General features: G+C 34.1%; 13 protein-coding genes. 7 read left to right on the forward strand and 6 right to left on the reverse strand.

The genetic code is table 11. From position 1 onward, the window contains the following. The first annotated feature begins 545 nt into the window (after positions 1-545). Positions 546-677 (forward strand): hypothetical protein, encoded by a 132-nt coding sequence (locus tag IWX80_RS17035; protein WP_334682348.1) that lies wholly within the window; start codon positions 546-548, stop codon positions 675-677. A gap of 384 nt (positions 678-1061) precedes the next feature. On the opposite strand, the gene IWX80_RS11855 is transcribed toward IWX80_RS17035, so the two are convergent. After that, complete coding sequence (locus IWX80_RS11855; RefSeq protein WP_196853619.1) at positions 1062-1739, reverse strand: DUF4294 domain-containing protein; 678 nt, start codon at positions 1737-1739, stop codon at positions 1062-1064. Between the two features lie 82 nt (positions 1740-1821). On the opposite strand from IWX80_RS11855, the gene IWX80_RS11860 reads away from it, so the two are divergent. Both IWX80_RS11860 and IWX80_RS11865 read left to right on the forward strand, forming a co-directional pair. Further along, positions 1822-2910 (forward strand): M42 family metallopeptidase, encoded by a 1089-nt coding sequence (locus tag IWX80_RS11860; RefSeq protein ID WP_196853620.1) that lies wholly within the window; start codon positions 1822-1824, stop codon positions 2908-2910. Positions 2911-3097: 187 nt separating this feature from the next. Continuing rightward, complete coding sequence (locus tag IWX80_RS11865) at positions 3098-3553, forward strand: DUF1801 domain-containing protein (protein ID WP_196853621.1); 456 nt, start codon at positions 3098-3100, stop codon at positions 3551-3553. 56 nt (positions 3554-3609) lie between these two features. On the opposite strand, the gene IWX80_RS11870 is transcribed toward IWX80_RS11865, so the two are convergent. From IWX80_RS11870 to IWX80_RS11890, 5 genes are all read right to left on the reverse strand, one after another. Further along, complete coding sequence (locus tag IWX80_RS11870) at positions 3610-4563, reverse strand: phosphoribosylaminoimidazolesuccinocarboxamide synthase (RefSeq protein WP_196853622.1); 954 nt, start codon at positions 4561-4563, stop codon at positions 3610-3612. A 103-nt stretch (positions 4564-4666) separates the two neighbouring features. Beyond that, a complete protein-coding gene (locus IWX80_RS11875; RefSeq protein WP_196853623.1) occupies positions 4667-7015 on the reverse strand; it encodes a S9 family peptidase in 2349 nt (782 codons plus the stop codon). Between the two features lie 49 nt (positions 7016-7064). Further along, a complete protein-coding gene (locus tag IWX80_RS11880) occupies positions 7065-7880 on the reverse strand; it encodes an HAD family hydrolase (protein ID WP_196853624.1) in 816 nt (271 codons plus the stop codon). Positions 7881-8064: 184 nt separating this feature from the next. Further along, a complete protein-coding gene (locus IWX80_RS11885; protein ID WP_121365984.1) occupies positions 8065-9015 on the reverse strand; it encodes a PhoH family protein in 951 nt (316 codons plus the stop codon). Between the two features lie 20 nt (positions 9016-9035). Continuing rightward, complete coding sequence (locus tag IWX80_RS11890) at positions 9036-9572, reverse strand: hypothetical protein (RefSeq protein WP_196853625.1); 537 nt, start codon at positions 9570-9572, stop codon at positions 9036-9038. A gap of 121 nt (positions 9573-9693) precedes the next feature. Here IWX80_RS11890 and IWX80_RS11895 point away from each other — a divergent pair, with 121 nt between their 5' ends. The 4 genes from IWX80_RS11895 (at position 9694) to gldG (ending at position 13321) form a co-directional block, all read left to right on the forward strand. Then, entirely contained in the window at positions 9694-10521 is an 828-nt protein-coding gene (locus IWX80_RS11895) for an SAM hydrolase/SAM-dependent halogenase family protein (RefSeq protein ID WP_196853626.1), read from the forward strand. Between the two features lie 18 nt (positions 10522-10539). Further along, positions 10540-10836: a putative quinol monooxygenase gene (locus IWX80_RS11900; protein ID WP_196853627.1), complete on the forward strand. Its 297-nt coding sequence runs from the start codon at positions 10540-10542 to the stop codon at positions 10834-10836. Positions 10837-10910: 74 nt separating this feature from the next. Continuing rightward, on the forward strand, positions 10911-11636 hold the full coding sequence (gene gldF / locus IWX80_RS11905; RefSeq protein ID WP_196853628.1) for a gliding motility-associated ABC transporter permease subunit GldF: 726 nt from the start codon (positions 10911-10913) through the stop codon (positions 11634-11636). Next, entirely contained in the window at positions 11636-13321 is a 1686-nt protein-coding gene (gene gldG, locus IWX80_RS11910; protein ID WP_196853629.1) for a gliding motility-associated ABC transporter substrate-binding protein GldG, read from the forward strand. Before gldF ends, gldG begins: the two co-directional genes overlap by 1 nt. Positions 13322-13376: the final 55 nt, after the last annotated feature.

Genomic DNA, 13376 nt, shown 5'->3' on the forward strand with positions numbered 1-13376 from the left:
TATTGTGTGCTTAAATTGCTTCAAGCTATTGTTATTCGACTAAATTCTAGTGGTTTTTTCAAATCTCTCGATTCTATTACTCTTATTCTTTTGTTCTAAGATCTCTCTTAAAACGGCTGTCAATTCAATATGTCTAGGAACGTGTTCTTATCTTGTTCTCTCTTCGTTCGAGTCACATGGTGTCTCTCTGGAAGCAGGTGCAAAAGTACAACTTTCTTTTTAACTAACAAGAAAATTTTGAAGTTTTTTTTAAGATAAATTTTATCTCGTTTGCTTCTCTTTTCTCATCAATCTGTCAAGGAACTTTGCGCGTTTTGCGGGGTGCAAATGTAACATCTGTTTTCTATTCTCACAAGCTTTTTGAAATCTTTTTTAGAAAATAAATTTTCTGTCTTGATTCCTTTTGCTTGCCAGTATTTAAAAGAACGTCTGCGTTGTTGCGGGTGCAAAAGTACACCGTTTATTGAGTTATTCAAGCTTTTTTAAACCTTTTTTTTACCCTTTTCTTAACTTTTACTTTAACTCGCTGAAAACATGCTTTTTGAATGTCAAAGTTTTTTAAACAAAACAGCAATCTAATAGCCGATACACGCCATATCAATCCAAAATCGCCTATTTCAGTAAGATCGAATGCTTTCAACTTCCCTCTTTTATCTACTAAAGCTTTCGAAATTTAATCTTTGCTCATGTTTTAGCAACTCTTCAATGCGCCTTACTCCTTCAAAACAGTCTGCCTTTACAGTATTCGAACAAAAAAACTACTCTAGATCAATAAAATCACTTTATCCTTGACCTTATATAGGACATAGCTTTTCTAATCTTTCCTGTATATAGTGTAACCGGATTTTGTGTTGGCGTTAGTTCTTATCCTCTTGATTGAACTGAATATCCTAATTATTCGAGGACCGCGTTAGTGATAGCAGCGGAAAGCCCACAGCCCCGCCTTTTTTTGGCGGGACGAGGACTTGTAGCGAATAGCCCGACTCCTTATATAAAGAAAGGCGATTAGCTTTTTTAGCTAATCGCCTTTCTTTATATAAGGAGGAACGCCCAAATGAATTTTATTTATTGAGATTTTCTGCTCTGGATTCCCAGGAATCAGTTAGACTATCATAATCAACTGGTTTGGCCGGATTTTGATTTTGTAATCTTCCGGAATCAAATGCCCTCACTAATATCGTTTCTATAAGATAGTCTTCATTGACATCGAAAGGAGCATACTTTGTTTTCAAATTGATATCAAACATGCTTGCCGCTGTATTCGACCAAAATGCCTTCCATCCACTTTTAAGGTTTTTAACCAATTCATAAGTTGTGGTGCCAGTTTGACGGTGTATTAGCTTTACCAATATTTGACCTTGTTTGCGGGAAAGCTTTTTAAGTTTAGCTTCAAACTCGTCACTCAAATAACTTTCAACTATTTTAAAGTATCTTTTTTTCTCTTTATTTGTTTTAAGTTTTTCCATTCCTTTATTAAGAATAGTTAATCGCTCCGAAGCTAGTTTTGCATAAGGATAAGTTTTATATACCCGACTTTGAAGTAATAAAAACTGCTTTCTTGCTTCAGGATCTGTTTTTCCCTTATATATCAGAACTTCGGGTAATTGAATGGTATCATTAAGAATATATTCATCTTCTCCTAATTCATAGCCCATCTTTGTGGTATCCTGAGGTATTACCTGTGCATTAACAGACAGAGTAGTAAATAAACAAAACAACAAAAATTTAATTAGCTTCATACAGGGAAATTTAATTGCCAAAATTATACATTATATACACAACTGTAATGCCAAATTTATAATTTAGCAAAAAAATAATTTTATGAGCACTAAATCAATATTAAATAAGTCATCACTTGAGTTTTTAGAAAACTATCTTAATAATGCATCACCCACAGGATATGAAAGTGGCGGCCAGAAATTATGGATGGAATACCTGAAACCTTATGTAGATACTTTTATAACGGACACTTACGGCTCTGCTGTTGGAATCATAAATCCGGATGCACCTTATAAGGTTGTGATTGAAGGTCATGCTGACGAAATTTCATGGTATGTCAATTATATTACTGATGATGGATTAATCTATGTGATTAGAAATGGTGGTTCAGATCACCAAATTGCACCTTCAAAACGTGTTAACATTCATACCAAAGCAGGAATTGTAAAAGGTGTTTTTGGCTGGCCGGCTATTCATACCCGCAATAGAGGAAAAGAAGAAGTGGCAAAAGTGGATAATTTGTTTATTGACATTGGTTGTGAAACTAAAGAACAGGTAGATAAAATGGGCGTTCATGTAGGTTGCGTGATTACGTATCCTGATGAATTCATGATTTTGAACGAAAACAAATTTGTTTGTCGCGCGATTGACAATCGAATGGGTGGGTTTATGATTGCCGAAGTGGCTCGTTTATTACACGAAAACAAAATAAAACTTCCTTTTGGACTGTATGTCACTAATTCGGTTCAAGAAGAAGTAGGTCTTCGTGGTGCAGAAATGATAACCAAAACCATCAAACCAAATGTAGCCATTGTTACCGATGTTTGTCATGACTCCACTACTCCAATGATCGAAAAGAAAATTGAAGGAGATACTAAAATTGGTAAAGGTCCTGTAGTTACTTATGCGCCTGCGGTTCAGAATAATTTGAGAGAATTGATTTTAGAAACTGCTATGGCAAAAGAAATCCCGTTCCAAAGATTGGCTTCCTCTCGTGTTACCGGAACTGATACCGATGCTTTTGCGTATAGCAATGGCGGCGTAGCTTCGGCTTTGATATCCTTGCCGTTGCGTTATATGCACACTACGGTTGAAATGGTGCATCGTGATGACGTTGAAAACGTGATTAAATTAATTTATGAAACCTTGTTGAAATTAGAAAACGAAGAAACATTCTCTTATTTCAAATAGTTTTTAGGAGCTAATCCCGTCTCGTTCTAAAAACGAGATTGCAATCTTTCTAGTCCTAAACTTGTTTCAGGATCCTGAAACAATTTCAGGACTAGAAAGGATTTCCTCTTCTATCGGGGCTAAAAAACCGCAGTTCAAATTATGAATTGCGGTTTTTTTATTAAATTTACTCAAACAATTCATAAAAATGCAATCAGCTGCCACATCAATAGAAGCGTATTTAGAAGAAATTCCACTGGAAAGAAAAATAGCTTTTACAAAACTCCGAGAAACTATTCTTGAAAATATTCCAAAAGGATTTGTTGAACAAATGTCCTACGGCATGATTGGTTACGTAGTGCCACATTCTATTTATCCTAACGGCTACCATTGTGAACCAAAACTTCCGTTACCCTTTATAGCTATTGCTTCGCAAAAAAATTTCATTGCGCTTTACCACATGGGAATTTATGCTAAACCCGAATTACTGAATTGGTTTGTGACCGAATATCCAAAACACAGCGCCCAAAAATTAGACATGGGAAAAAGTTGCATCCGATTTAAAAAGATGGACCAAATCCCTTTTAATTTAATTGCTGAACTCGTGCAAAAAATAACAGTGCAAGAATGGATTACTTGTTATGAATCATCATTTAAAAAATAAAAAAACCGCAGTTCAAATTATGAACTGCGGTTTTTTTATTTTTTATGGAAATGGTTCTATCTGTTCGCTAGATATTCCAAAACATTTTTTTCTATTCTTTCATGAATATTAGTGATATCTGCTTTTACAAATTTCTCTCCTAAGATATTTTCGTATAATTCAATATATCTTTCAGAAACTGTTTCAATATATTCGTCAGTCATATCAGGAATTTGTTGTCCTTCCAAACCTTGAAAACCATTTTCGATTAACCAACGACGAACAAACTCTTTCGATAATTGTTTTTGTTCTTCTCCGCTATTTTGACGTTCTTGGTAACCTTCCGCGTAAAAATAACGAGAAGAATCTGGAGTATGAATTTCGTCAATCAAGACAATTACACCTTCTTTGGTTTTACCAAATTCATATTTGGTGTCCACCAAAATCAAACCACGACTAGCAGCAATTTCAGTTCCTCTTTGAAATAAATCTCTCGTGAATTTTTCTAAAACGATATAATCTTCTTCCGTAACAATTCCTTTCGATAAAATATCTTCACGAGAAATATCCGCATCATGTTCTCCGTTATCCGCTTTTGTTGTCGGCGTAATAATAGGTTCCGGAAATTTATCATTTTCTTTCAAATAGTCAGGCATTGAAACTCCGCAAATTTCTCTTTTGCCAAGAACGTATTCACGCGCAGCATGCCCCGAAAGATAGCCACGAATCACCATTTCCACTTTGAAAGGCTCACATAAATGACCAACAGCTACATTAGGATCAGGACTTGCAATTAACCAATTAGGAACAATATCCTCCGTCAATTCCATGAATTTAGTAGCAATCTGGTTAAGAATTTGACCTTTATATGGAATTCCTTTTGGCAAAACTACATCAAAAGCCGAAAGCCTGTCTGTAGCTATCATAACCAAAAGTTCATCATTGATATTATACACTTCTCTTACTTTACCTCGGTAAACAGATTTCTGGTTTGGAAAATTAAAATCAGTAGTTGTGATGGTGTTGCTCATTATACTAGTTGTGTGTGTTTATTTTTAGTTCCTGCAAATTTAAAACTATTTCATAGAGTTTCGCAAAGAACAGAACTCTTAAATTTCATTTTTATATTTAAAGTTATTTTTTAAGCAACGTTTCATTGAATAAATTTAAGATTCGGCTGTATTCGTCAACCCAAGAATAGGTTTCCTTAAAACCGTGAGCTTCCACTGGAAAACTTGACAAGCTCCATTTTTTCTTCCCTAATTCGATAAAACGCTGAGACAAACGAACAATATCTTTGTATTCTACATTGTCATCTACCATTCCGTGAAGCATCAATAAATCCCCTTGTAAATTATCCGCAAAATAGATTGGAGAACTTTTTTTGTAAGCATCCGGATCTGTTTCCGGGAAATTAAGAATATTTCCGGTGTAGCCATGATTGTAATGTGCCCAATCCGTAACAGAACGTAAAGCCGCTCCCGAAGCAAACTCTTTTGGAGTTGTTAACATTCCCATCAACGTGATGAAACCTCCGTAAGAACCACCATAAATCCCAACTTTTGAAGCATCAATTCCGTAATTTTCAACTAAGTATTTCTTTCCGTCAATTTGATCCGTTAAATCTTTTCCGCCCATAAAACGGTAAATTCCTGTTCTAAAATCACGCCCATATCCATCACTTCCCCTATAATCAATATCCAAAACGGTATAACCTAAATCGACCAATAAATTATGAAACATGTATTCTCTATGGTACGTACTCCAGTAGTTGTGTGCATTTTGCAAGTAACCTGCACCATGAACAAACAAGATTGCTGCTTTATTCGCATTGGCATCTTGTGGCTTGTACAATCTAGCATTTACAGGAGTTCCATCCTGCGCCTTAAAAGTAATTACTTCCGGTTCACGCCAAGAATATGCTTTGAAACTTTCCGATGTTGAAGACGTTATCTGATTTAAGTTCGTATTCTTTTTATTAGGCGCTACATACAATTCCCAAGGTTTATTTTTGTACGAATAACGGACCAATAATGTACTTTCATCTGGTGACAAACTCACTTCATGAGCGCCATCTTTAGTTAAAACAGGCTGCAAAACAGGATTTGAAACTTCCAATTTATAAAAATTTCTGTTTCCCGGATGTGTCGTTGTTGTCGTCAAATAAAACGACTTTTTGTCTTTTGCCAAATTCACGTTGCGCACTTCCCAATTTCCTTTAGTCAGCTGTATTTTCTTTTTCGACTTTAAATTATAACTATATAAGTGAGAATATCCCGTTTCTTCGGACTGAAAATAAACGGTTTCATTGTCACCTAAAAATCCAAGCGTTCCTCTTCCGTACGAATTGGAAGGAATTCCAGGTCCGCCAATCCAAGCTTCATCATGTTGATGGTCTAATTCCTGAAAGGTTCCTTTCTCAAGATTTAAACTGATAATCCATCGGTCTTTGTTATCCTGACTTCTTATTTCAGCAATGGCGTAAGAACCATTTTCATTGTAAACAGGTTCTTGAACAACAATTAGTTTATCCTTCTTTACTGCAGTTTTTGATTTTTCATAGGACTCAAAATATTTAGGAACATCCTGAATATGACTCAACGATGAAAAATTCATTAAATAAACAGAATCCTTGGCGATGTTGTAAATCCCGAATTTGGTTGCCAACAAATTATCTACAGAAACTTTTTCCTTCGTATTTTCAATTTGGTTATAACCATCAGCAGTTATAAAAAGTTCCATTTTTTCACTTTTTCGTTCCGAATCTTCTATTAACCTGAAGGTGGCGAAATTTCCTTTTGGATCCACTTTCAAGCTTCCAAAAGTGTTTTTTCCATAATAATACGGCTTTGGAAAATCAGATTTTGCTGTTTTTGATTTTGCCAAATTCCATTTCTTCAACGCTTCTTGATCTCTGACGAATTGAAATAATTCCTCTTGTTGGCCTTTCAAAAAAGATTCTTTATCAGCGACTTTCTCATCTGATTTTCCTTTACGAAAGTTCGTAATTTGAATAATAGAACCTTCATTCGTATTAAACTGAAAAAGATTTTCATTTTGTCTGAAATACAATATTCCTGCAACAGCGCCCATTTGTAAATTAGCAATTGGACTGCTTTGTTGGTACAATTTTTTTGAGGTTTTACTTTTTAAGGAATATGAAAACAATCTTCCTTTATCGATGTAATAATACAAATCCGGATTGGCTGTTTTTTTGAAATCTAATTTTGAAAAAACAGCTTCATTTGGAGACGCTAATTCTGGTTTTGACAATCCGTTTTTCCAAAAATAAGTACTTGTACCCAATTCATTATTTGGATTCCAATCAAAATAAATTTTCTGTCCATCTAAAGACCATCTTTCATTTTCTGGTTGCGCACCAATGAAAGCGTTGCCTTTCATAATTTCTTCTAGTTTTAGAGTTTGACTTTGCATTGTTATGGAAAACAAAACAGAGATGACAAGGATTATTTTTTTGTTCATTTGATTTTAATTTTATGTGTAAATTGGTAAGTGTGGTTAGTTAAAAAAATTAATTATTCAGTAGTTCCTGGGCGATATATTTCGCAACTCCTTCTTTATCATTAGTTGCAATTACATCTAAATGGGACAGCTTCGCCTTCAAACTGTCGGGTGCATTTCCCATAACTAAACCTTTACCGGAGGATTTGAGCATATTTTCATCGTTATATCCATCACCAAAGGAAATTGTTTGCTCGAAAACAAAATTCTCTTTTTCGAGAATTTTAGCAATCGCAACACTTTTGTCCACTGACTTTTCCATAAATTCTAAACAAAAAGGCAAACTAAACGCATGGCTAAAAAGTCCAGTATGATTTTCTAAAATTTTATCGCGTAATTCAATTAATTTTGAATGTTTAGGATGTGTAAAAAAAACTTTTATAGCACTCAAATCCTCTAAACTAGAAAAATCTACCAGTTCAGGATGATAATTTACTTCGGGTTGAAATTCGTTTAGTTTTTCATTATGCTTGTTGGTTTGCCAAATATTTTCTCTAAATAATACAGTTGTTATTTCAGGATCAATATCTAAAGACAAAATAGATTTTATGGCGTCGCTTTCCATATTAATAGAAAAAAGAACCTCTTTTTCAGGAGAATGTATGCGCGCTCCATTTGAAGTAACTAAATACAGAGGAATATCCAGTCCTGCTACAATTGGCATCGCATCCAAGTGGTGGCGACCAGTTGCTACAATAATTAAATAATTTTGATTATGGAGTTCTTGAAAAACAGTTTTGGTATATTGGGAAATTTTGTGATCTGAATTGAGTAGAGTTCCGTCTAAATCACTGATAACTACTTTAATTTTTTCTTTTAAAATCATTTCTTTTAACTGAAATTTTATTAATTCCAAATTTATTGCATTTATAAGACATACAAAAGGAATCAATTGGATTTTATTAAAAGCTTTACGGATTAACTGTTTTTTTTTTAATAACAAAGCGGAAAGTAAATCCATTCTCTACTGAAAATGAAGTTTCTTTCCGCTTCAAAATTTCGGGAATTTGTTAATCGTTATTTTCAATCATTTTATAGGCATCAATTACTTTTTTGACTAATCTATGACGTACAATGTCTTTGTCATCCAGATAAATGATTCCAATTCCATCAATATCTTTCAAAACCAATAAGGCTTCTTTTAATCCGGAAATGGTTCTTCGTGGCAAATCAACTTGACCAGGATCACCAGTAATCATAAATTTAGCACTTTTCCCCATACGGGTAAGAAACATTTTCATTTGGGAATGCGTAGTATTTTGGGCTTCATCCAAAATTACAAAAGCATTATCCAGTGTTCTACCTCGCATAAATGCCAAAGGCGCAATTTGGATAATTCCCTTTAGAATATAATCTTCAAGCTTTTCATTTGGTAGCATATCGCGCAAAGCATCATATAAAGGTTGCATGTACGGATCCAGTTTTTCCTTCATATCACCTGGAAGAAAACCAAGGTTCTCCCCTGCTTCAACTGCGGGACGTGTAAGTATGATACGTTTAACTTGCTTTTCTTTCAGCGCTTTTATAGCCATGGCAACACCAGTGTATGTTTTTCCGGTTCCGGCCGGTCCAACAGCAAAAACCATATCATTTTTTTCCATGGTATCCACCAGCAGTTGCTGATTGGGAGTCATAGCCTTTATAATTTTTCCTCCTACTCCATGCACTAATATTTTATCCTGACCTTGAAATTTTCTGTCTTCCTGAACATCGCCAAGAATAACGCGCTCAATTACATTGTTATCAATGTTATTGTACCTCGAAAAGTGCACCATTAATCGCTGAAAACGTTTTTCGAACTCGTCTAAAACTTCTTTTTCTCCAAAAGCTTTTAAAGTTGTTCCCCGAGCGACAATTTTCAATTTTGGATAATATTTTTTAATTGTTTCAAGATGAGTGTCTTGAGCGCCCCAAAAGTCTTTTGGAGCGATGTCTATGAGCTCGATTATTCTTTCGTTCAAATGCTGTTGTTTTTAGGTTATTAGTTTAAGGTCATTCGCAGTCCAATTCCGTTTGAATTGGTAATTAAATCCAGTCTTGATTCATTGAATTGTTTGTATCCTGTAGCATTTTGATTGTTATAGTCAGTAACTACATTTTTAATCTTTTTAGAAAAACCAATTTTAACGGGAATTGCGACAGTTATTGCTGCTAATCCGATATAATATAAGGTACTACTTCTTTCATTATAAGTAGTTGTATATTGAAAGCTACCATTACCGTAATTTGGGTTTTGGGTTGTTTCTGAAGAATCTGATAAATTATTATACATTAATTTACCTAAAACAATTCCAATACCGCCGTAAAGCAAAATATTTCCAAGTGTTTTTTTAGATCTTCCAGCATTATAATCGGCCAATAATTGTTGATTGTCTTTTAACAATTCCCTTACTTGATTGGGCGAAATTTTTTGGTTTTCAGAATCTAAAATAGTTCCGTTGGACTTGTAAACTAATTTTTGTGAATGCGATTGTAAGCTACAAAAAAAAAGAAGAAGAAAAAATAGAGGTTTGATCATATGTCAGTTTTAAATTGAAATTAAAATTCTAATTAATTAAAGCCGAAAATACTTTAGCTTTGCGTTTCTCAAATTTAATGAAAATTAGGTTTACAAAACACCAATAGTTATAAACAAATTTATGTCAATAATTACCCTTACTTCCGATTATGGCTTGAAAGACCACTTTGTAGGTGCGCTAAAAGGGAAGATTTTATCTGAGTATTCCGAAGCAAAAATCATTGACATTTCACACGAAATTGACCCATTCAACACGGTAGAAGCAAGTTACATTATTAGCGCTTCGTATTCAAGCTTCCCAAAAGGAACTGTTCACCTTATTGGTGTGGATATGGAACACAATAAAGAAAACCAACATATTGTGATGCAATGGAACGATCATTATTTTATTGCTGCCGATAATGGTATTTTAAGCATGCTTTCGCAAAAAATTGTCCCTCAAAAAATTGTGGCGATAAATATTCACGATCGTTTACCCAGTGATGCCGCAGATTTAGATGTGTTTGTAACGGTGGCCTGTCATCTCGCTAAAGGCGGCTTGATGAACGTCATTGGTAAAGAAATAAACACGATTAAACAAGTCACCGACTTACAAGCTGTTCTTTCCGCTGATGGAAATTCGCTGAAAGGACACGTGATTTATATTGACCATTTTGGAAATGTAATAACCAATATTTCTAAAAAATATTTTATCGAAGTTGCCAAAGGAAGACCATATGAAATTGTTTTGAAAACTAAAAATATCAAAACCATTTTGCCCAACTATTCTGCCATTGCAAGTTCTGATAAATATCCTATCAAATCATATGAGGGCGAAAAATTAGCTATTTTCAACGAAGCTGGTTTTCTGGAAATTGCTATTTTTAGAAGCAATCCATCCACAGTAGGTTCTGCGAATAGTTTATTAGGATTGAATTATAGAGATATTATTATTATAAAATTCGTTTAAAGTTTAAACAAAAAAACAATGTTTGTACGAATAGTAAAATTGAGTTTTCACGAGGAACATATTCCTGCATTTTTAGAAAACTTTGAGTTAATGAAAGATAAAATACGAAATGCGCCCGGAAATCGTTTCTTAGAATTATATCAGGACAGAGACAATAAAAGCATTTTCTTTACCTACAGTTATTGGGAAACCGAAGCTGATTTGGAAAATTACAGGAATTCCGAACTTTTTTACGACGTTTGGACATTCACAAAGAAATTATTTAACGGCAAACCAGAAGCGTGGAGCGTTGATAAATTAGTTACTTTAGAATAAAAAATAGTTTAACATTTAAGGTTTAAAGTTGTTGTATTGGGAACTTTAAATTTTAAACTTTTAAAAAAAAATAGATGAAATCAATAGTATTACGAGAGATAAAATCCTTTTTCGGTTCGCCCATAGGTTATTTAGTTATTGCCATCTTTCTCATTATTAACGGATTGTTTCTATGGGTTTTCGAAGGAGATTATAATATTCTGAATACCGGTTTTTCTGATTTGACTCCATTTTTCACCTTGGCTCCATGGATTTTAATATTCTTGATTCCCGCGGTAACAATGCGTAGTTTTTCGGATGAAAAAAAACAAGGAACATTAGAATTATTGCTGACCAAACCATTGAGTATTTGGCAAATCGTAAACGGAAAATTTCTTGGAGCTTTGCTTTTAATTGTAATGGCAATTATTCCAACATTCATTTATGTAGCCGTTATTTCTAGTTTAGGAATGCCGGAAGGCAATCTCGATATGGGAAGCACTATTGGTTCTTATTTTGGACTATTGTTCCTGATTGCTGCCTACTCTGCTATTGGAATATTTACTTCAACGCTATCTGACAATCAAATAGTAGCTTTTATTGTTGCCGTATTTTTATGTTTCTTCTTCTATTTTGGGTTTGAAGGATTAGCTTCTGTGATTCCAAATGTATCTTCCATAATCGCTTCATTAGGAATGCAAGATCATTTCAAAAGCATGAGCCGAGGCGTATTAGACACAAGAGATATTCTTTATTTTACAAGCATAACCGTTGTCTTTCTTTCATTTACTGTTTATAATCTAAAATCTTTCAAATCGTAATGATAACTTCTAAGAAAAATAACCTAAGATCAGTATTGATTATCCTCGCAATTGTGGTGCTTGCGAATGTAATAGGAAATTCGTTTTTTCATCGTTTTGATTTAACAAAAGATAAAAGATACACACTTTCCACTACTTCTTTGAATATTATTAAGCAAGTTCAAAATCCGTTGTCTATAAAAGTGTACATGCAAGGCGATTTACCTGCTGAATTCAAACGTTTACAGCAAGAAACTAAACAATTACTCGAAGAATTTCAGGCGTACAACAAAAATATCGTCTTTGAATTCGTTGATCCTTTGGAAAACGAAGACGCAAGCATGGACAATATCAAAGAGTTGTATCGAAAAGGGCTTACGCCAATAAACATAACTGTTGACGACAAAGGAAAGCAATCACAAGCGATGGTTTTTCCTTGGGCGATTGCCGTTTACGACAATAAGGAAGTGAATATTCCCTTGTTGAAAAACATTATGGGTGCTTCTACAACGCAAAAAGTAATTGGATCTGTGCAGCATTTAGAATATTCGATTGCCGAAGGTTTGAATAAAATTACTAAAGCCAAACAAAAGAAAATCGCTGTCATCAAAGGAAACGGTGAATTGCAAGATATTTTGATGGCTAAATTTCTTTTGCAAGTGCGTGAAAGTTATTTTATTGGCCCTTTTACTTTAGATTCGGTTGCCAAAAATCCTACTGGAAGCTTAGACGCTTTAGAAAAATACGATCTGGCAGTAATTGCGAAACCTACCGAGACATTTACCGATGCGGAGAAACAAGTTTTGGATCAATTTATCATCAATGGCGGAAAAACATTGTGGCTGATTGACCAAGTTTCAGCTGAAATGGATAGTTTGTATGATGCTTCAGGAGCAACTTTGGCCTATCCACGAGATTTAAATTTGAACGATATGTTCTTTAAATACGGAATCCGAATCAATCCTGATTTAGTAAAAGACGAACAAGGAAGCCCTATAAAATTGGCAACAGGTGAACAAGGAAGCGCGACACAATTTCAGGAATTCAACTGGAAATTTGCGCCACAAGTGTACCCAAACAGTTTGCATCCGATTGTGAAAAATTTAGGGGGAATCAAATTTGATTTTGCGAATCCTATCGACACTTTGAAAAACGGAATCAAGAAAACCATTCTGTTAGAATCTTCACAATATTCGAAAAAAATAGGAACTCCATCAGAGATAAACCTGAACATCGTTGCCGAAGAAACGTCGCCAAACGATTACTTGAACAAAGGGAAAATTCCACTTTCGGTTTTATTAGAAGGTTCATTTCATTCTATGTTTGAAAATAGAGTTTTGCCATTTGAACAAAAAACATTTCAAGCCACAGGACAAAAGAACAAAATGATTGTAATTTCGGATGGAGATTTGATAAAAAACCAATTAGATAAAAACTTTCAACCGGTAGAATTGGGTTATGACCAAAGGTCTGGAAATTTGTATGATAATAAAGATTTCCTGATAAACTGTGTCAATTATCTATTAGATGACACGGGACTTATTAACATTCGAAGTAAAGATCTTGATTTACCTCTATTGGATAAAGAAAAAGTTTATGAAAACTATACCCGAACACAAATCCTAACTATCGGGCTTCCAATTCTTATTTTAGGACTTTTTGGTGTTGGATTTACTTTCCTTCGAAAAAGAAAATACAGCAAATAGATGTTAATAAAAAAGTTTCCAAACTAGAATAGTTTACGATATATTTGTAAAATGT

The organism is Flavobacterium sp. CAN_S2 (assembly GCF_015752255.1).
Lineage (GTDB): Bacteria > Bacteroidota > Bacteroidia > Flavobacteriales > Flavobacteriaceae > Flavobacterium.